The sequence below is a fragment of the Pseudoalteromonas sp. MMG005 genome, assembly GCF_018101015.1.
In the GTDB taxonomy this organism is placed as follows: Bacteria; Pseudomonadota; Gammaproteobacteria; order Enterobacterales; family Alteromonadaceae; genus Pseudoalteromonas; species Pseudoalteromonas aurantia.
The window spans coordinates 60,656-82,615 of the sequence record NZ_JAGJEK010000029.1 but is presented as its reverse complement, the minus strand read 5'-3'; the positions used below and the strand labels follow the sequence as shown (position 1 = coordinate 82,615).

At 38.2% G+C, this 21,960-nt stretch carries 14 protein-coding genes; 13 read left to right on the top strand and 1 reads right to left on the bottom strand.

The annotated features are described in order from the left end of the window. Positions 1-298 precede the first annotated feature (298 nt). The 3 genes from J8M01_RS20875 to J8M01_RS20865 all read left to right on the top strand — a co-directional run bounded on the left by J8M01_RS20875 (position 299) and on the right by J8M01_RS20865 (position 4,302). Positions 299-1,363: an iron-sulfur cluster-binding domain-containing protein gene (locus J8M01_RS20875; RefSeq protein ID WP_211059215.1), complete on the top strand. Its 1,065-nt coding sequence runs from the start codon at positions 299-301 to the stop codon at positions 1,361-1,363. Continuing rightward, entirely contained in the window at positions 1,360-2,412 is a 1,053-nt protein-coding gene (locus J8M01_RS20870) for an acyl-CoA desaturase (protein ID WP_211059214.1), read from the top strand. The genes J8M01_RS20875 and J8M01_RS20870 overlap by 4 nt, the downstream gene beginning before the upstream one ends. Positions 2,413-3,510: 1,098 nt before the next feature. Continuing rightward, positions 3,511-4,302, top strand: a complete 792-nt coding sequence (locus tag J8M01_RS20865; protein ID WP_211059213.1) for a hypothetical protein — start codon at positions 3,511-3,513, stop codon at positions 4,300-4,302. A gap of 63 nt (positions 4,303-4,365) precedes the next feature. Here the strand turns inward: J8M01_RS20865 and J8M01_RS20860 are convergent, their stop codons facing one another. Then, complete coding sequence (locus tag J8M01_RS20860) at positions 4,366-5,262, bottom strand: TIGR01777 family oxidoreductase (protein ID WP_211059212.1); 897 nt, start codon at positions 5,260-5,262, stop codon at positions 4,366-4,368. A 142-nt stretch (positions 5,263-5,404) separates the two neighbouring features. Here J8M01_RS20860 and J8M01_RS20855 point away from each other — a divergent pair, with 142 nt between their 5' ends. The 10 genes from J8M01_RS20855 (at position 5,405) to J8M01_RS20810 (ending at position 21,960) form a co-directional block, all read left to right on the top strand. Further along, positions 5,405-6,424, top strand: coding sequence for an AI-2E family transporter (locus J8M01_RS20855; protein ID WP_211059211.1), 1,020 nt, complete (start codon positions 5,405-5,407; stop codon positions 6,422-6,424). Positions 6,425-6,940: 516 nt separating this feature from the next. Beyond that, a complete protein-coding gene (locus J8M01_RS20850) occupies positions 6,941-7,807 on the top strand; it encodes a WYL domain-containing protein (protein WP_211059210.1) in 867 nt (288 codons plus the stop codon). A 16-nt stretch (positions 7,808-7,823) separates the two neighbouring features. Then, complete coding sequence (locus J8M01_RS20845) at positions 7,824-9,455, top strand: methyl-accepting chemotaxis protein (RefSeq protein ID WP_211059209.1); 1,632 nt, start codon at positions 7,824-7,826, stop codon at positions 9,453-9,455. An 11-nt stretch (positions 9,456-9,466) separates the two neighbouring features. Continuing rightward, positions 9,467-10,249 carry an OmpA family protein gene (locus J8M01_RS20840; protein WP_211059208.1) on the top strand — a complete coding sequence of 261 codons (783 nt, stop codon included), beginning with the start codon at positions 9,467-9,469 and terminating at the stop codon, positions 10,247-10,249. After that, positions 10,249-11,649 carry an EH signature domain-containing protein gene (locus tag J8M01_RS20835; protein WP_211059207.1) on the top strand — a complete coding sequence of 467 codons (1,401 nt, stop codon included), beginning with the start codon at positions 10,249-10,251 and terminating at the stop codon, positions 11,647-11,649. Before J8M01_RS20840 ends, J8M01_RS20835 begins: the two co-directional genes overlap by 1 nt. Beyond that, positions 11,642-14,488 carry a DEAD/DEAH box helicase gene (locus J8M01_RS20830; RefSeq protein WP_211059206.1) on the top strand — a complete coding sequence of 949 codons (2,847 nt, stop codon included), beginning with the start codon at positions 11,642-11,644 and terminating at the stop codon, positions 14,486-14,488. The genes J8M01_RS20835 and J8M01_RS20830 overlap by 8 nt, the downstream gene beginning before the upstream one ends. 17 nt (positions 14,489-14,505) lie before the next feature. Next, the gene (locus J8M01_RS20825; protein ID WP_211059205.1) at positions 14,506-17,001 is read left to right on the top strand and encodes a class I SAM-dependent DNA methyltransferase; all 2,496 of its coding nucleotides are present in this window, start codon (positions 14,506-14,508) and stop codon (positions 16,999-17,001) included. 2 nt (positions 17,002-17,003) lie between these two features. Next, positions 17,004-18,326: a restriction endonuclease subunit S gene (locus tag J8M01_RS20820; protein WP_211059204.1), complete on the top strand. Its 1,323-nt coding sequence runs from the start codon at positions 17,004-17,006 to the stop codon at positions 18,324-18,326. 12 nt (positions 18,327-18,338) lie between these two features. Then, positions 18,339-19,913, top strand: coding sequence for a DUF262 domain-containing protein (locus J8M01_RS20815; RefSeq protein ID WP_211059203.1), 1,575 nt, complete (start codon positions 18,339-18,341; stop codon positions 19,911-19,913). Continuing rightward, a complete protein-coding gene (locus J8M01_RS20810) occupies positions 19,906-21,960 on the top strand; it encodes a DUF262 domain-containing protein (RefSeq protein ID WP_211059202.1) in 2,055 nt (684 codons plus the stop codon). The genes J8M01_RS20815 and J8M01_RS20810 overlap by 8 nt, the downstream gene beginning before the upstream one ends.

Below are 21,960 nucleotides of genomic sequence, written 5' to 3'. Positions count from 1 at the left end.
CTAAAAATCTGAGGTTAACTAAAAAGCGTGCGTAAAAATCAAAGAAGCCACCAAGTCCTCCGCTTTATAAATTCCCAGTACGTCATATTCACCTTCACATAATGCATGACAGTGGCCAATATACCTGTTGATAGATGGCTATTTGTCGTATCAAAAATAATGAATTATCGCTGAGTTGTTCATTGCAATGATCTCATACGTCTCCTTTAATTGAGCTTTTATTCTAATTTAACTTGAATTCCTGAAATTTGAGCGTACACTTGTGCGCTCAAATTTAAGCTAACAGGTGTACGCTCAATTGAAACGAACATTACAGGCCGTCTCTAACAAGTTGTCACAATGGTTTTTACATCATCAAAGTTTTGCTGGGTATATTGAACCTGTGATACAGCACTTTAAACCCGCTTGGAGAGCCGACTTATATCGAGCTCATATCGAATGTGTGGAAAAAACGGCAGAACATTTTATTCGCATATCTTTACGGCCTGAGCGTAACTGGCCTACCCATTTGGCAGGACAACATATAAATATTACGGTTGAAATGAATGGCCGTTTATTGACGCGTACTTTTACGATTGCGTCTTGCCCATATGAGCGTGATAAGCAGGGCTGTATCTCGTTATTAATACGCGTTGACCTTAATGGGCGTTTTACAAGTCAACTCTCTGAACAACTGAAAAAAATTGCATGGGTCAATATATCGAAACCACAAGGCACGTTTGTTGTTCAATCTCTAAAAAAGCCTCTACTTATGATTGCGGGAGGCTCAGGAATAACGCCATTCGCAGCAATGCTTGCACAGCATTTGCGTGATATACAGGAGCCAGTTCGCTTGGTGTATTTTGCTAAAGCAGATCAGCATCAACTTGTTGAACAGTTAACTCAGCTTGAGACTGAGCACCGTAATTTTAGCTTTGAGTTATGTACGAGAGCGCACAGTAAAGCATTATCCTATTACATATCAGTGAGCAACTTAGTGGATGTTTACTGCTGCGGACCGAATGAAATGCTACATGAGGTACAACAGGTGTGTGGTGATTTAGGACTAAAGTATTTTGACGAAGTGTTTGGTTTAAAAAAAGCACCGACTGATCACAGTTTGGATATGGGGGCTGAGCATACTTTAAATGTTGATGGCCAAGTTATATCGGTTAATAGCAGCGATGTTCTACTTAAACAATTGGAAGAAAAAAATGTTGCTGTAACCCGAGGTTGTGGCATTGGGATCTGTCACCAGTGCCAATGTGTAAAGAGTAAAGGTGTGGTCAGAGATATTCGCACTGGCGCGCTATCTGATAGTGGCCATCAGTTGATCCAATTATGTATCTCACAGCCCGTTTCTGATTTGGAGGTCACGTTATGAGTTCAGTTAATTTTGACTTATTGGCTGAGGAGTTAGATGAAATAAAGCAACTCACGTTAGCCAAAGTAGGTCAGTATGATGCAGATCATATTAGACGGGTAATAAGAATTCAGCGCTATAGTGAGTGGTTAGGTCGCGCTCTGTTGCTATTGGGGTTTTGGCAACCAGTTATATGGTTGCTTGGCGTTGTTTTACTTGCATTGGCTAAAATACTAGACAATATGGAGATTGGTCATAATGTAATGCACGGTCAGTATGACTGGATGAATGACAAAAATATAAACTCCATGGCGTATGAGTGGGATATTGCATGTGATGGACAGAGCTGGCATCGAGTGCATAATTATGAACATCACACTTATACTAATATCATTGGCAAAGACAGAGATTTTGGTTACGGGCTATTAAGGCTGTCTGATGACTTTCAATGGCGTTTAAAGAACACTTGGCAGTTTTTTACCTATATAAATTTGAGTGTATTTTTTCAGTGGGGCGTGTCTTATCACGAACTTGCAGCCGAACGGGTTTTTTTGGGTAAGAAAAAACAGAATCGAGACTATAAAGTATCACACGCTATATTGAAACGACGCTTTTTTAGCAAAGGAAGTCGGCAATTGGTGAAAGACTATGTATTGTTTCCATTGCTTGCAGGGCCGTTATTTTTATGGGTGCTCGGGGGCAATTTTCTGGCTAATTTACTACGTAACTTATGGACATCAACCATCATTTTTTGTGGCCATTTTACAGAGCAGACGAAAACGTTTAGTCAACAGCAATGCGAAAATGAAAGTCAAGGTCAATGGTACTATCGCCAAGCATTGGGATCGTCCAATATTCAAGGAGGTCGTACTTTTCATATATTAACAGGACATTTAAGTTTTCAAATAGAGCATCACTTATTCCCTGACTTACCTTCGTCCAGGTATCAAGAAGTCGCGCTGATGGTGCAGTCTGTCTTTGCACGTCATGGAATTGCATACAATACGGGCACATTTTTTTGCCAATATGGCTCTGTGCTGAAGCGGATCATGCGTTATTCATTTCCCTGATTGTACAACTAGATATTGCTACCGTTCCCACGGGGGGTATTGGTTTACTTTTAACCAGCTTAAACGTACGAAATTAAGCTGGTTAGTACCGCACTGAATTGTCCCTCATATTGCAGTACATGATGTGTGTTTATATTTGTGGGCAGCACGCAGTAACAAGGAAAAACCCAGTATTTGAGAGGTATACTAACCTCAGCTCTGGATAAGCGAATTTGCCCAATAAAGCTATTTTCTTCACTCTCGGCGTTGCTTTCATTTGTAATAGCCCGCTATTACTGCATAAAAGCGCCTTGATATTGAACAAAATATCATCATTGGATTGTACGTAAGTTTATTTTTAAAACATTTTCTATTCCAAAACCCTTATCCAAATCTGAGGTTAAGTAACCTCAGCTCTGGATAAGCGAATTTGCCCAATAAAGCTATTTTTTCACTCTCGGCGTTGCTTTCATTTGTAATAGCCCGCTATTACTGCATAAAAGCGCCTTGATATTGAACAAAATATCATCATTGGATTGTACGTAAGTTTATTTTTAAAACATTTTCTATTCCAAAACCCTTATCCAAACCTGAGGTTATACTAGGTATCAATGACTTTCCTATAGTACGTTAAATATTCAATGCACTTTATTACATTGCGCTTTATTTCAATACCGGTGATGTGGCTTAATTCAAAGCGCACATATCGCTTCTCTGCCTATTGTTCCACTGCAAGACTCATGTAGATATCGTTTGGTTTATATTTGGCTTGGTTTGTCAAAACAATAGCTGTTTGTTTTTTGGATGAAATCAATTAGTAAAAATAATAATCAATAAAACTAATGCAAACACTGTTGGTGAAGTGCCAATTTTATGTGAATGCAAGTGAAGGATAAATAAAACTAATCCGATGTGATTGTTCTGTATCTATTTAAATAAATGATAATTAACAGGTTTTGTGGTTTTTGTTATTTCTAATTATGTGTTTTGAAAATATTCAGTTAAAAATTGTTAATTAATTTTGTTGATCTCAACTTTGATTTGTAGTTAAAATGGGTTCAGTTGATGCGGGGTGAGCCTGTCTTCAATGAAATAAGTTACTTAAAAAGGAAATTAAACATGAATAAAACTAATGCGTTATTATTGGCTTCAACATTCTTCTCTGGGGCAAGTTTTGCATTAGCACAAAATGTAGAAGATACGGATGGATACGAGCGTTTGACTCAATATGCTTCTGGTCCGGTGGCTTCTGCGACAATTATCAGCGAATATGCACATCACTTAACAGTGGAGTTGTTACTAGCGCAAGATACCAGTTATTGCGATGTAGCAAATGTTTATTCGAACACGGGTGGTTGGAATAACAATGGTGAGCATGTTGCCAATACGCGTGTGACTATTGATACAAATAACCCTTCAAAGTTGACTGCGTCAGTGGCCATTCCAGAGCAGTTTTTATCTACAAACAAAAAGTTGCGCGTAAGTTGTTACGATGCACAAGGAACTGACTATAAAGTACAGGTTAATATCCCTGGTGCACCAGATGTGGATTGGCAAATTGATGTAACACCAAAAGGTGAGTTCGTTCACCAACCATATTCATTTGGTTACCACAGTGAGTATCATGTATCTAGCCGTTTAACAGTAAACAACCATAACAACCAAGCTTATTGTTCTGTTGTTGCCAACCGTGGTGTTGAGCTTGGTTTGTTTTCAGGCAAAGAGTCAAAAGGTCCATTCCATTCAGATGTATTCACTGCGAATAAAGATGTCGTAAATGTGCGTCAGCCAGTGTTATATCAGATCTTAGAATGTGAAAACGCGGCAGGAAAAACACTCGCTGTAAAAGTATTTAGCTTGACCGACCCCAATGGTATTTACTTGCTTGAAGACCAGTTAATCGTAAAATAATCGAATTGACTTAGTTTTAGTTATAGCGTTATAAAAATGCAAACACCCTCTGTGTTTGCATTTTTAACGTAAGAGGTTCGCTAATGCTTTATCTAAGTGGTTAAATCTAAATGAAAACTGACTATCAAGTAATTTTTTTGGTATAACAGTTTGTCCATAAATCAGTAAATCAGCCATTTCCCCGAATAGTAGGCGTAATACAATCTTAGGCATTGGCAACACCGCAGGTCGCGACAGGGTACTGGCTAATATTTTTGTGAATTCTTGGTTACTGACAGGGTTGGGAGCCGTTGCATTAAAAGTACCAGCCAGGTGTTGGTTATTAATTAAATGTAATATGATGTTCACCATGTCATCAATGTGGATCCAAGACATCATTTGTTGGCCATCGGCCATTTTTCCACCCAGACACAGCTTAAAGGCGGGTAACATCTTTGTAAGTGCCCCAGCATCTTGGCTCAATACAATTCCAGTACGCAATACACACACACGAGTGTTTCTTGACTCTGCACGACGAGCGGTTTGCTCCCATTCGTTACATAAGTGATGACTAAATTCTGGGTTGTAATCGTTGAACGTTTCATCAATCGTTATTTGGCTATTTTGTCTGCCATAGAAACCAATCGCACTGCCAGATATGAATGTATGAGGTGGGGTGGTGGCCTGCGATATTTTAGTGACTAACTGCTGCGTTATATTGATGCGACTTTCAGTAATGAGGTGTTTTTGTTTTGTTGACCAACGTTTTTCGGCGATAGGCTCGCCAGCTAGGTTAACCACAACGTCGATTGTGTCAAAGTTTATTGTCTCTAATGTTGAAATGCAGGTTACTTTACGACCAAATAGCGCTTGCGCGTTATCAACGTTACGGGTGAGGGCCGTCACTTTAAACTGCTGTGCTAAAAATCCACATAACTGCCTACCAATTAGCCCTGTTGCGCCTGTAACAAGTATTCTCATTTTTAATTATCTCCACTGAGAAAAGTATGCTGTGTATTTCAGTATACGAGATGATTGTACTATCGATCACCTTTCGCTCTATGCTGCTACAACTTTGGGGTGGAATGATTTAGAATTAACAAAAAATTGTTAAGGAAATTCTGTGTCTTCTCTGTCAGGCCTAAACAAAAGTCTCGTTATTTTAGCGTCGTTATTTGTTGTACTTGCCGGTATTAAATTAGCAAGTGATATCGTGATCCCTTTTATTTTAGCTGCTTTTATCGCGATCATTTGTAATCCATTACTGAAGTTTTTTGCGCGTTTTCATATCCCAAAAGGGATCGCTATTGTATTGGTCATTTGCCTTATTACTGCAATTGGGATGAGCTTAGCAGGACTTGTTGGCCAATCTCTTACTGATTTTTCAAAGCAATTGCCACAATATCGAGAGGAGTTACAAAATAAGTTTATTTGGACTGTGAATATTGCTGCACAATACAATATTTTGATAGATAAAAACCAACTTATTTCTTTATTCGACCCAGGTAAAATGATTGATATGGCCACCAATATGTTAACAGGCTTTGGTGGCGTTATGGCCAATGTGTTTTTAATCATATTGACGGTTGTGTTTATGTTGTTTGAGGCACCGATGTTAAGTAAAAAAGTGCACTTGGCGTTGGATGATCCGCAAATGAAAATGCAACAAATCGACCGATTCTTAGACTCAATCAATTCTTACTTGGCGATAAAAACAATGGTGTCGTTGGCCACTGGGTTCTGCGCTGGTTTGTTGCTGTGGGTATTAGGTGTAGATTACTTCGTACTGTGGGCGGTTGTGGCATTTCTCCTTAACTATATTCCTAATATTGGCTCAATGATTGCCGCTGTTCCAGCGGTGTTATTAGCACTGATCACATTGGGGCCAATTGTGGCTGGTATTGTCGCCGTTGGTTACATCATAATAAATATGGTAATGGGCAGTATCATAGAACCTAAATTTATGGGCCGTGGTCTTGGGTTATCGACACTCGTGGTGTTCTTGTCGTTGATTTTTTGGGGCTGGTTATTGGGCACCGTCGGCATGTTATTGTCAGTGCCTTTAACAATGGTGGTTAAGATAGCCCTTGAAGCGACCGAAGAAGGGCAGTGGTTAGCAACCATGCTTGGAAACGCGGAATAACATAACGCGGATAGGAAAATTTAATAAAAAATGTAAAGCCTTGCGGTGTATAACCATGCAGGGCTTTACCTTTCAAAATAAAGGCGGTGTGCCGATACGTGAGTGATAACCCATTGATGATGAGCTGTATTTTCTGATTTTTCCTTACATCAAATCATGTTAACTAAAAACATATCAAATAAAAGCATTTTAAATAGAAAGCGAACATCTACACCTGTAAGCACGGCATACCTTGATAACGACAAAACGCAATCTTCTCAACCCTTTATCCTGACGAGTAAAATCGAGAAGCTAACAGCATTAGTACTGCTGGTTGCGCAGCGACCTTTCAGTAAGTTTACTGCGCTGTGAGTTAGTTTGGTTGGTTGTACATAAATTTGGGTTTTTAAGTTGCGATGATCTATATCAACACTCAAGCATAAAATCTATAGCATAAAATCTATTTGCTGCCTAACTCATAATGAGACATACTGTTTTAACTCGAATGGAAAATGTCAATAGAATCAGATTTATCGAATGGACGAATTCAGTTTTGCACAGAAGCAGCGCTTAGCTTATATCGACTTTAAGCTCTATTTTACTGGAATGGTAACGCGCAGTGAAATAGTCAGACATTTCGAATTAGGCCTTGCCGCAGCAACCAGAGATTTAAAGTTCTACAAAGACAATGCACCTGAGAATATGGCGTATGACAACGTAGAAAAGAAATACTTCATCACAACGCAATTCAAGCCCATATTTAAACACGATGCTCGCCGTACCCTTATCAAGTTAGCGAACAACATTAGCGATGGTTTTGATTCTATTGGTGATACTTCATTCCCTATTGAATCGCCAAGCCCATTAAACGTACCTGATATTGATATTATCGCTAAACTATCTCAAGCGATTATCAACCATAAACCTATTAGCGTTATATACACGTCTTTAAGCAGCGGGTCAGGTGCAAGGGATCTAGTACCTCATTCAATCGTAGATAATGGCTTACGTTGGCATGTAAGAGCTTTTGACCGTAAATCAAAGTCATTTAGAGACTTTGTGTTAACGCGCATTACCAAAGTTACAATTCTGGCACTGGCACCATTCCCTGAAGAAGATAAGTTAGAAGATCATCAATGGATGCGTATGGTGCCTTTACAAATTATTCCGCACCCAAATAACGTGAAGCATCCAACTGCTATTAAGCTTGATTTCGGAATGAAAAAAGGCATATTAGAAGTTAACGTGCGTGCAGCAATGGCAGGTTATTTACTGAGATGGTGGAACGTGGACTGTTCTGAAAGTGCTTCACTTTCAGGCCCAGAATATCAGCTCTATTTGCAAAACAGTCAAACATTATACGGTGCAGAAAATCTCGCTATCGCACCTGGTTATAATATTTAAAAAAGAAGGTAGAAAAATGGAATTTTTAGCATCGTTATTTATTGAAACAGAGACTGTTATTACAGCTTTATTAGGAATAATATCTTTCGCTTTCTTTCAATACCGAAAGTTTTCAAAAAAAGTAAATCCGATTATTGATGAGTTTAAAAATATCAACGAAACTCTCAAAAAATCTGGGCACTCGAAATCAGAATTTTGTGCTTTTTATGATTCAACATTTAATGAATCAATGTCTAAAACAAAATATTTAAGTGATAGTTGGAGAGAATTTAACGAAACTCTTTTAATACCTTATGTTGATTTTGAACCAGATAATGAAGATGAAAAGATCCTTAATACACATCACACCTCAACGTACTTTAATCAGCGATATATCCTTTGGTCCAAAGTTAATATGCGTTGGTTCAATGCATTACCGAATATCCTTACAGGCATTGGTATTGTCGGAACCTTTATCGGATTAGTAGCCGGTATTTATATCGCTTCTCCTGGCCTTAGTGCAGATAATATAGATGAGGCTAAAAAAGCATTGAATGTCTTATTATCTGGTGCTTCACTCGCATTCCTCACCTCAATAGCAGGCTTATCATCATCAATGCTTTTTTCAAAAGCAGAGAAAAATAAAATTCATGAATTTGATAGGTTATGCCAGGATTTTGTTGCTGAAATAGATGAACGTGTAGAGTATTTTTCTGCTGAGCGTCTTTCAAATAAAGTACTCCAAGAATCTAAGAAACAGTCATTTGCGTTAGAAACATTTGCTAATGACTTAGCTGTAACAATGGGGCAAGTAATGCAAGAGCAAGTTGCAGAGCCTTTAGTTGAAGCAATTAACGAATTAACAGAAAACCAAAAATCAGCTAACGATGAAACCATTGAAAAAGTAATGGAAGAATTTGCTGCTTCTATATCAGGAGCTGCCGGTGTAGAAATGCAATCACTTGCTGAAACGATAAAGACTATTAGTGCGAAATTAGAAGAACAACTCATTGCGTTATCTGATGGTCATAAGGCAATGAATGAAACAGCTACATTTATTATGACTGAAATGACCAATGTTGCTGAAAACGCTTCAACTAAAATAAATGATCTATCTGGTGAATTAGGTAATGCCGTAACAGCTCAAAAAGGGCTGAACGAAAGCAATGGTGAGCTGCACGAAAGAATTAAAGATACAGTATTTACAGCAGGCAATGTAATTGAGAAAAGCAATGACGTTTTGGAAAATGCCAACACGACAGTTGATAAGCAAATTGAATTGATTTCACAAACTAACATCATCGCAGAGCAGTTCTCGAATACAGCGAAGAATATTGAACAAACACACGTATTAATTTCTGATACTCAAGATCAGATCAAACAAAACTGGAAAGATTACCAAGATAGATTTACTACTGTAGATGAATCTTTAGGGAACATGTTTAACAACCTCAATGATGGTATGTCCCAGTACGCTCGCTCAACCAATGAGTATTTGATTGAATTGGATAAGCATGCTGCAAAGGTTGTTAAAGAGCTCGCATTTGCTTCTAAAGAAATAAGTGACTCAATTGAATCATTAGGTGATGGTTTAGAGCAGCATAGTAGTGATTTTATGAAACAAATATCATCAGCGACAAGCAGTGGCAAAAAAGCCACAGTTCAATAAGGGAATAACTGATGAGCCAACATGACCTGTTAGAAGACGAAGGTGCCGGATACCTCATATCTGTAAGTGATATGATGTCTGGTTTGCTATTTATATTCATCATAACCTTGGTCGCTTTTATTATTAACTTTCAAGATGCTATTCAAAAACAAAAGGAAGTTACACGCACACAAACGGAAATCGTTAAAAGGTTTACAAACCTTGATGAAACAAGAAGCGAATTGCTCTTATTATTGAAGAAAAAATTAGAAGCTGAAAATATCATTGTCGAAGTAGATGCTGAACACGGCGTTTTAAGGCTAACTGAAAATGCTGTTCAATTTGAAACAGCCAGTGCTTCTTTAGATGAACAAAATGAATTGAATTTAAAAACAATTGGCAAAGTTTTAGATGCAGTGATCCCTTGTTACGCCGCAAACCCTCCTACACATCATGACTGTGAAGGTTTTGAAGGGTTCCAAGGTAAAATAGACTCAATCTTTGTTGAGGGACATACAGATAATGTTCCGATGAAATCATACAAATATAAAGACAACTGGGACTTATCAGCAAGTCGAGCAATTACGGCGTATCGTGTACTTATTCCTAATACGGTGTTAAACCAAATTGTTAACGTTAATATGCAGCCTATTTTCTCCGTAAGTGGTTATGGAGAAGGTAGACCTGTAGCTGGTCACAGTTATTCATATCCAAAATCTGATCCTACTAATAGACGTATCGATTTACGGTTTATCATGACACCACCTTCATTGACTGATGTTCAGAAAAACATTAGTGCGGAAGGTGTGAATTAATGTTTGCTAAATCTGCATTTCAATCACTTGAAATAGAGAGTTGGAACAAGCCTCCAGCACTTAGAGAGTCATTACTAGTTAAAGCAAGTAACGACATTACAAAAGTAACTATCGATAGTGATATTAAAGTACCATCCAAAAGTTCACTTCAGCAAATCTATACCCGCTTGAAGTTGGCGTTTGAAACCAAAAATGTTTCATCATTATCTCGTTACGATATAAATCATTCACCGTGGGTTTTGTTTGATAATTTTGATGAGGATAAACCACTTATAAAGCGGTGGTGTTTTATGAACTTTTATAAAAACCTCACAAACGAAGTTGATAATTACCGATTTATCATGGCTTTTTATAACGCTTACTTAGCGTCTTATCCTTATAAAGAAAAGTATATAAATGACATTCAAAACCATATTAAGTCATTATTTAACAATAGCAAAAACAAAAAAGTAGCAAGGCTATCTGTTGAAATACTTCGTAGAAATACACTCGATACAAATGCCCATTCAGCGTTGATACAGAGTGTGATTCGCACTGGTAAAATTGGCTTAGAACTTAAAAGCAGAGGACTATTAGAAGGGCTCAGTAGCAGTAAGTTCACGTTAACTTTCTTAAGTCATTACCTAAGCAACTTTAAAGAAAATATAACTTCGAGTTCATTCAAACAAAAGATGAGCTTGATATCGAATTTGATCGAGTTTTCTGAGCTAGATGACAAACTGCGTTACCCTGAATTTAGAATAGAAACAGCCGATTCTATTCTTACGTCATTACATCATATTCAAATACAGCCCGTTGTTAAGGATGCTTTAAAAACATTTTTCCTGTCGAATTATGGCGACCCGAGGGTTGAGCTATCAGGCTGGCATGGCGTTAGTGATGAAGCAAGAAGAGTTTTCCAAAGCTGGTTAGTTGAAAAAACCATGGAAGATTTCTTTAACTTACTAAGTCATGTAGCTGATACGCAGTTCGACTCTGATAGACATTGGCGTTATCGTAAACGTTTTTGGAATGCTTACTTGAAAAAAGGATACATTGAAGAAGCATGGTTCGCACTTGGCCATAGAGCGTATGAACAAGCACCTAATTTTATTAAAGGAAAACACAACTACTCTTCGCTATCAGGAGGAGATTCAAGACATAGTGTTTTAATAATGAAAATTGGTGATTTAATTTTAACAGAGTGGAGTCATTCAGGTAGTTATCGTGTTTGGAACTCAACTCAATATGCACCCGCATTTTATGAAAAACATTATAACAGAGATGATGTTATCGCTAATTGTGACCATACAGGAGCACACCATGGTAATGAAACAGGCGGTTGGCAAGAAAGGTTATCAACTCATATACGCGATTTAACTGGACTGAGAGTTTTGGCAAAGGATTATATGAATGACTAATAAAGCTAATCTACATTGGTCTAGAACTTCAGAGGGATTTGAGTTTTCTGTCGAGTTTAATGAAAAAAAACTAGGGCCGAGTAGCTGGGGACGATACCAATTAACTAACGGTGATAGTGTTGTTATTGCTGATGCTTTATTTCGAGAGTGTGACTCTGAACAACGGCCACAATTTTTAGAAGACAAAGTGATATGTTCAGATAGATTTATTGCAACATTAACAGAAATTGAAACTAAACAACTCAGCCTGCCATCTGTTAGCCATGCAAAGTTAAAGGTAAGTGCAGAAGGCCTTATCAGCCGCCCTGGATTTAAATTAAACTATCGATTACTTCGCCCTGAAGGAAGACCTTATCTTGGCGCAAAGCTAGATGGTGCCGTTCTTAAACTTGGTGCGGAACAACAACTCATTCTTGATCCCATTTACAGTATAATAAAGCAAATTGATTATTTTAACTTAGTTCCTGCCAACGATTTGGATGAGCGATTTGTTCGGTGGGGTGAGGTTCAAGAATTATTGCCTGAAGATTCAATAGTAGATGGACAGTTAAGTACAATTACTATTTGTCGAGCCGATAGGTTAACACTGGATATAAGAGAACACGGTGCTTTCAACCCTTTATTGATAAAGCCATCTTCTGAGAAGTCATGGGATGTTCAAAGTCAATCTGATGTTGAATACGCAGTGCCAAAAGTAAAACAAAAGGAATTTGAACAACAATTTAAAAAATGGAACAGCGCTAAAAGCAATTATGCAATTGGTAATGGCACATACGTAGTTTTACCAGAACGTGTTAGTAAAGTGCTAAGTGTCGTTAAAGAGTTTCAACAAAAGCCTTCTGAAGAGCGATTAGCCTTTGTGGCGAATCCGCATCAATACATTAACGAGTCACTATCTCTTGATGAAACTCCCGAAGAATTAGAAGCTATCTTTGTAGAAACACCTGAATTTGTGAGCCAAAGAATTGAGCAAATAGGCGTTTGGGAGCCAAAACTGTGTGCTTATGTTGTTAAGCGTGATGGTGATTGGGTGCCGGATGACGAAATGCGTTTATTCTTCCCTATAGAAGATATGATGGTTAACTTCACTTTAGAAGAAATGAAACAGCTTCTAGAGTTAATTAAAGTAGCATTAGACGATGAATTAGAAAACATCACCTTTAAAAGCCAAACTGTACCAGTGACATTAGAAGTAAAAAACCTTCTGATAAAAATGCTAAAACCGTTTGAAGATAAAGGTGAAAAACCAGATATTGCATTAGCTGTTGAAGCGCCAATTTTAAAAGATAATATCGAAGATGTTGAATTTGAAGTAATAAAGAAAACACCAAGGCCACTTTTACCACAAATACCACAGCGCCTTAAAACAACAAGTTTGTACGAGCATCAAAAATTTGGCTTGGCTTGGTTAGCAAACCATTGGCAGTCAGGCTCTATTGGGGCGTTATTGGCGGATGACATGGGCTTAGGTAAAACCATACAATCTTTAACGTTCATGGCTGGTGTTAAGCAGTTAATGGACACTAATGATTATCCCAATAAACCGTTTTTAATTGTTGCTCCTTCTGGCCTCTTAAAAAACTGGCATGATGAAGCATCAATACATTTACATAATCCCGGCGTTGGAGAGTTATTCGAAGCTTACGGGCCCAGTATCCGAAAATTAAAAGACTTAAATGTTGTAGAAAGAAATGAAAAATTAACCAGTGCTGATTGGGTGTTAACCACTTATGAAACATTAAGGGATAAGATCAAATATTTTCTATCGATAGATTGGGGTATTACCATATTCGATGAAGCGCAGAAAATTAAGAACCCCGTTTCGCGTGTTACTGAAATGGCAAAATCACTATCGTCAGACTTTACGTTGATGCTAACCGGTACGCCAGTAGAAAACGAATTGGCAGACCTTTGGTGTATTGTTGATACCGCACAGCCAGGGCTTTTTGGTTCTTTAAGTCGCTTCCATAGTGAATATGCTAAACCAGCTGAAGCAGACCCTTTAGAAGCGCAGCGTTTAAAAGAATTACTTGTTGAACGAAGCGTACCTCCTTTAATGCTTCGCAGGATGAAAGTAGACCATATTGACGGGCTTCCCGAAAAAATTATCAAAGAAGTACCAATGATAATGCCTGAACTTCAAGCACTAGAATACGAGAATATCGTAAAGGGAGTGCAACTAGAAAAAGGCAATGCTGGTGCAGTTCTTAAATTTATCCAAAAAATTAGAAAAGCATCTTTAGTAGCCGAAGAGTTTGATGGCTCGGGTATTAATGATGGTGTCATTAAGCGTTCAGCAAGATTAACCTCGCTTATAAAAATACTAGATGAGATAAAAAACAAGGGTGAAAAGGCACTTGTTTTTTGCGAAACGATTGACGTTCAAGAGTACCTCTCAGGCTATTTACAACAACGATACCAACTTGAAAAAAGGCCTTTTAGAATTAACGGCCAAGTAGACGGAAATACCCGTAAAAAATATGTTGATGAGTTTCAAAAAGGTGAAACTGGCCAATTTGACGTAATGTTGCTATCACCAAAAGCGGGTGGTGTCGGTTTAACGATAACGGCGGCAAACCATGTTATTCACCTTACAAGATGGTGGAACCCAGCCGTAGAAGATCAAAGCACTGACCGAGCATTTCGTATAGGCCAAGAAAAACCTGTATACGTCTATATTCCGATGGCTATACACCCTAAATACGGTGAACATTCATTCGACGCTAACCTAAACAGATTATTAAATAAAAAACGTAACCTCAGTTTGAATGCCTTACTCCCAGGCACGGTTACAGACTCAGATTTTAACGAATTATATACGCAAACCTTAAATGGTTAATGCAACTAGGAATACAAATGGATCACAGCGCACATAACAAACTTATCTCTTTTATCTGGTCAATTGCTGACGATTGCCTGCGTGACGTATACGTGCGTGGTAAATACCGTGACGTAATTTTACCTATGGTGGTATTACGCCGTTTAGATACCTTACTAGAGCCCACTAAAGAGGCGGTGCTTGCTGAAGTAAAGTTCCAAGTCGAGGAAATGGAAGCCACAGAGCTTGATGATGCACCTTTAATTGATGCCGCAGGTTATGTGTTTTACAACACCTCGAAATGGACATTAACCAGCATTAAAGAAACCGCAACCAATAACCGCCAAATCATTTTGGCGAATATTGAAGAATACCTAAACGGTTTCAGCGCCAACGTTAAAGAAATTATCGAGTGCTTTAACTTAAAATCTCAATTTCAACACATGGCAGGTAAAGACGTATTACTTGATGTGTTAGAGAAATTTGTTTCTCCTTACATCAACCTAACGCCTGATGAGGTTGAAGATCCAGAAGGTAATAAACTACCCGCCTTAAGTAATTTAGGTATGGGTTATGTGTTTGAAGAGCTCATTCGTAAATTTAATGAAGATAACAACGAAGAGGCCGGCGAACACTTTACCCCACGTGAAGTTATCGAGCTAATGACTCATCTAGTGTTTGATCCAATTAAGTCAGACTTGCCACTCACATTAACCTGTTACGACCCTGCTTGTGGTAGTGGCGGTATGCTTACCGAAACACAAAACTTTATTAATGAAAAATACCCGATCGAGCACACCACACGCGATATTAATTTATACGGTAAAGAGATCAACGACGAAACCTACGCCATCTGTAAATCAGACATGATGATCAAAGGTAACGATCCTAAAAATATCAAAGTAGGTTCAACACTTTCTACAGATGAATTTGCCGGCCAACGTTTTGATTTTTGTCTATCTAACCCGCCATACGGTAAAAGCTGGGCAAGTGAGCAAAAGCATATTAAAGAAGGCTCAGATGTTATCGACTCACGCTTTCAAGTTGTACTGAAAGATTACTGGGGCAATTTACCGAAAGAAGGCTTTGTTGACGCCACACCACGTTCATCTGACGGGCAATTACTGTTTTTAATGGAAATGGTCAGCAAAATGAAGTCAACCATTTCTAGAGGAGGGAGCAGCCCGTTGGGCTCTCGTATAGCATCAGTTCATAACGGCTCAAGTTTATTTACTGGTGATGCAGGCTCTGGCGAAAGTAATATTCGCCGCTACATTATCGAAAACGATATGCTTGATGCCATAGTGCAACTACCCAATAACTTGTTCTATAACACAGGTATCACTACCTATATTTGGCTACTTAACAATAACAAACCGCAAAATCGCCAAGGTAAAGTACAACTCATTGACGCTAGCTTGTTATTTAGAAAGTTGCGTAAAAATTTAGGTAATAAAAACTGTGAGTTCTCGCCAGAGCACATTACTGAAATTACCCAAACCTATCTTGATGCTGCAAGTGTTGAACGCCAGGTAACCGTTACTTCACAAGGGTATAATGATCCAACAGGTATTGCGGCTAAAGTATTTAATAATGACGATTTTGGCTATTACAAAGTAAATATTGAACGCCCAGACAGACGTAGCGCACAATTTAAAGACGAGCTAATTGCGCCGCTACGTTTTGATAAAACCTTGCGTGAGCCAATGGAGCACTTGTTTGCTGAATATGGCAACAAGGTTTATCAAGCAGACTTTTTTACCGTTAACGACAAAACGATGGAAAAAGAAATAATCGCTTGGTGTGAAGACAATGACATTAACTTAAACGCTAAAGCAAAAGCTAAGTTGCTCTCAACAGATACTTGGCAAAACGGTAAGTTACTGGTTGAACTTGCTAACAAACTCGCTGAAACCATCACCAAAGAATATAACGATTACAACCTGTTTAAAGCCGATGTTGAAGCTCGCTTTAAAGCCGTTTCAACTGATGTATTAGCCGACATTAAAGCAAATAAACGCAAAGCGTTTTACACCACAGTGGTGAATGCCATGAGTTGGTATGATGAAAAAGCTGAAAAAGTAGTTAAGAAAGTCGTTAAGTTTAAACAAGATAAACTCGATGAGCTTTTACACCACTTAGGCTGTAATGAAACTGATCTGGCTGATTTTGGTCTGTTCGCAACAGAGAGTGCTACGGGAACTAAAAACGAGTTCACAACATACGAATCTAACTCAGACTTACGTGATGCTGAATCTGTACCGCTAACTTATAACGAAGATAATGATAGCGATAACTCTGAAATTCACCAATATTTCCTTGATGAAGTACAACCTCATGTTTCTGAAGCGTGGATAAATCTCGATAGCACCAAAATTGGTTATGAAATTAGCTTCAATAAATACTTCTACCAGCACAAACCTTTGCGAGCAATGAATGACGTAGCGACCGACATCATCAACCTTGAGCAAAAGGCCGAAGGGTTAATTGCTGATATTCTAGATGTTGACGTATCTACTGTACATGGAGTGTAATTGTGAATGTTTTAGAAACACTGCCTAAATATGATAACTACATTAATTCCGATAATAAATGGTTAGGAAATATACCTTCTCATTGGAGGTTGAAAAAGTTTAAATATTTGGCATCAATTAAAAAAGGAAAATTACCTCAAAAACTGACATCTGATAGTGATAGCGTTCTGCCTGTATATCTAAGTATGGAGTATTTAAGAGGGGGAGTGGCAACTCAGTTTGTTCAAGATGCAAATGCCAGTATTATTGGTGAAGGTGAAATATTGCTTCTTTGGGATGGTAGCAATTCAGGTGAATTTATAAAAAGCAGAAAAGGTGTAATTTCTTCAACAGTAGCGACCATTAATTTTAATAATATTAATAAGTCGTTTGCTTGGTATGCGTGCGCAATAGTAGAACGGTTACTTAGAAGTTCTACTGTCGGGATGGGAATACCTCACGTTGACGGTGATGAGCTTAAAAATTCATTTTTGGCTATGCCACCGATGGCTGAACAAACGACCATTGCCAATTTTCTTGATAAAAAAACAGCACAGATTGATGAAGCGATAGCCATCAAAGAAAAGCAAATTGAGCTGTTAAAAGAGCGCAAGCAAATCGTCATTCAACAAGCGGTTACTCAAGGCGTCTCTTATGAAGGAAAGCCAAATGCACCAATGAAAGACTCTGGTGTCGATTGGATAGGAGAAATTCCTGAACATTGGCAGGTTAAAAAACTAAAATATCTTGTGAAATTTGTAGGTGGTGGCACACCAAGTAAAGAAAATTCAGATTTTTGGGGTGGTGATATTTGCTGGGTTTCACCCAAAGATATGAAGGTTAAGTACATGGCTGATTCTATTGATAAAATCACTGAAATAGCTGTTAAAAAATCTAGTGTGAAATTACTTCCTGAAAACACTGTTTTAATTGTTGTGCGTGGAATGATACTGGCAAAGAAAATCCCAATAGCAATAACCACTAAATCATTGACTATTAATCAAGATATGAAAGGAATGGTTGTAACCTCAGAATGCAATGCAAAATATCTACTCAACTTATTAGATGGCTTACATGAGGAGCTTTCGACTATTCTTGAAGAATCTGGTCACGGAACTAAAACTATGCCAACTGATAAGCTAGGCGGGTTCAAATTACCTTTTCCACCGGAATTGGAGCAAAATCAAATTATTAAGTTTGTTGAAACTGAATCCAATAAATTTGATAAAGCAGTTGATCTTCAACACCAACAAATCGAAAAACTCAAAGAATACAAAACCACGCTAATCAACAGCGCTGTTACAGGCAAAATTAAAGTACCTGAAGTGGATTCAGACATTAACTAACAAGGAAGTGGTATGTCGGTTGAAGTGGCAAGTTGTACCTTAGCGCAGTTATTCAGTAAACAAAGTATTGTTAGTGCTAATAACACTGAAATTCATGGCGAACTAGCTATACCTGAATATCAGCGCCCATACCGTTGGGGCGAGGTACAAATAAAAAAACTGCTAAGTGATTATCAGCTTTTTTTAGGTGATTTAGCACAAAGCGCTTTAATACAAAGCAATAGTGCCTACGGGTATTATTTAGGCAGTGTTATTTTGCATCAGTCCTCAGAGAATGCTCAGTTAAATATTATTGATGGTCAGCAACGCTTAACCACTTTAGCATTGATTGCCTATGTACAATATTTAGCTAACACGCCTAATGGGCAAGTTGAGCTTAGCCCTTTTGAATTATCGCTTAGCTACGACTCACCAGAGTCACAACAACAAATTGTCAAAAACCTCTCGTGGTTACAGGAATACTCAACGAGCAGTAATGCTAGCCAAATTACCACATTTGATGCCAATAGAATAAATTTAACGCTGGTTGTTACTAGCAGTGAAGACGATGCCTATCGCTTTTTTGAAACTCAGAATACCGGCGGTGTCAGGCTAAGTGGCCCAGACATTATTAAAGCACATCACCTTAGAGCCATTGTACGCCAAAGCCAAAATGAATTTGCTGCTAAATGGGAGGCATTAGGCGATTTAAATCCTGTTGTTGGCTCTTTAGTTAAAGGGCGCTACTGGCAAAAGCTGTATAACCGTAATGTACCTTCTCATCGTCAACCACATTTAGTGAGAAGCGCAGTAGTAAATGAACTTGGAGAAAGTACGGGTAAAGGTGATGATATTGCGTTTGGTCGCTTTGAGCGAGCTTACCTACCAGATGGTGGTCAAATAGATAAACAAGCGCAACAAGGTTATGAATTAAGGCAGCCATTAAATAGCGGTGTTAATACTATTCATTATTTAAGCTATTTTGAACAATTAAGAAGCAATTACTTAACCGAGCCATTTAAAAACAACAAGGTCAAAAATAAGCAGCTAACTGCACAAACTCCCACTCAAGCAGGAAACAGCCTTGCACGCTTCTTCCATTTTTATCAAAACCTGATCTGTCAACTTGACGGTTGTAGCTATGTAAAAGGGTTATACGATACTGCATTGCTTATTTACATTAGCCAATTTGGTGAACAGCAATTAGACATAGCCGCTAAGAAACTGTTTCGGGTTATCTACTCCCCAAGAGTAAGCAACCAAAAAGCGGTGAGAGAAAACTCTATATCAGCGTTTGTCCGTGATAACCCCGTACTTGACTGGATTGTAGCCAGTTATACACCAAACATGTGTTTCGATTATTTAGATCGTTTTAGCTTTAAAACAGACCCTGCCAATTTAGCCGTTGATAAAAATAGCGTTAAAAAACGCTTTATATTTAATGTACTAAAGCATTTTGAAATAGAGGTAATTGAAGGTGACTCAGCCCAAGCACTTGCTAACACTTATACCGCAGAATTGGATGCTTATATTCTTCCTTTAGGCACTGAAACAGTAGCCGCGAATCAGATGAGTATGCGCAAAAATAATGGAGAGCAACATGGGTAATGTATTTACAGATGAAGCTAATGCAAAAGGATGTCAGGTGACACAACATCATGTTGAAACACAAGTGCTCACGTTAAATTACATTCAAAGCAATGAATATCAATTTAGTATTCCAAGTTATCAGCGTCCCTATGTTTGGCCAGATGAAGCTGTATTAAAGCTATTTAAAGATATAAATGATGCTCGTGTTGCAGAAGAGCCTAATTACTTTATTGGTACGGTGCTTACCTCAATTGAGCAAGATGAAGTTGGTAATGGTATTTATGAGCTAATTGATGGGCAGCAACGCACCACCACGTTAATGCTTATTGCGCTTGCTTTTAAAATGGCAAAAGTAGATTCGGCCATTGCCGATATTGCCGCTTTTAAAAAGCAGCCGAGACTGCAATTTACTATTCGAAACCAAGTACAGCATTTGTTAGGTAGTTTAGCTGGACTAGATGATTATGTATTTCCAGGGCTAGAAGCGATTGGTGAAAACCCATACTTAAAGCGCATATATGCAGCGCTACAAGTATTAGAGCAACAAGTAAAAGCACTCAAATATGAAGACCGTATTTTATTAGGTGATTATATTTTTAAAAATGTGCAATGGGTGAATAATATTGTACCTAAGCAAATGGATTTAAACCGCTTATTTGCCACGATGAATACTGCTGGAATACAGCTTGAACAGGCTGATATTTTAAAATCAAAACTGCTCAAACAGGTTTCTACCGATAAGCCTTTATTCGATGCTATGTGGCTAGCGTGCGAACACATGGAAAACTACTTCGAACGTAATGTACGTAAAATTTTTCCTAATGCACCGTGGAATGACATTCAATCAGAGCATTTGTCTTGTTTTGATGAAACGCTGTTTGTGAAAAATGCAGGCAATACTGCGCATAAGCAGGGCTTGACCATTATGCAGCTAGCAGAGCAATTAAATGCAAGTGCTGCGGATACAGATAAAAATAATGATACCAGTACAAGCACAGATAATGACAGCGAGAAGGATTCTGGCACCTACGATTTAGAAACCGAAACCGTTTATTGCCGACCAATTATTAGTTTTCCATTGTTACTTATTCACGCCTATCGAATTTACTTAGCTAACCGTGCTGTTGAGTTAGGTGATGGCACTGATGATGTTATTCCTCGTGTTCATGCAGACAAGTTACTAGAAACATTCGAGCCACTTACTAAAGCAAGTGAAGAAGAAGTTAAAGAATTTATAAAAACGTTATGGCAAGTGCGTTATCAGTTTGATCGCTGGGTGGTTAAATGGGTTGAGCGTGACGATAGTGATGATGAACAATTACGTTTAACCTATCTGACAAGAAGCGAATCAAGTGGAAAACAGTACATTAACCGTACTCAAAAAGAGTTAAACGAATTAGTTATGCTGCAAAGTGTGCGTAACTTTACTGGTGAACGCAGTGCTCAGTATTGGCTCACACCATTTATTGCTATCTTGATAAAAGACAATATTACTGAAGATGCTCAAGCTATAGCCCTGCTTGAAAAAATTGATAACGATTTATCATTAGCTGGTGAGTCTGAAACTCAAAAAACAGCCAGCTTCAAGCAAGCCAAACAACAGCAACCAGCAGTAACTTCTTGGCAAGCAAACGTAGACTACTTTGCCCAAGCGAGAGGAACTAGCTTTGAACATTATTGGTTCCAAAAACTAGAATATATTTTGTGGAAAAAAGAGCCAGATAGGCAGCTTGAGCAGTTTAAAAAATACCGTATAACGGCTAAAAACTCTGTTGAGCATGTATATCCTCAGCATGAAGAACACCAAAACATGTTAGAACGAGACTTCTTAGATGCCTTCGGAAACTTAGTTTTATTAAGCCCCGGTGAAAACTCGTCATACAGCAATCAAGCGGTTAAGAAGAAATTGGTCGATTTTGAAGCTAAGCCACAATATGACTCTTTAAAATTAAAAGCCATGTTCAAATTATTAAAAGAACAAAACGATTGGCGAGAAGATCAAATAAAACAACATCAGAAAGAAATGTTAAGTACGTTAGCAATGCATTACGGTAACAAGGAATAA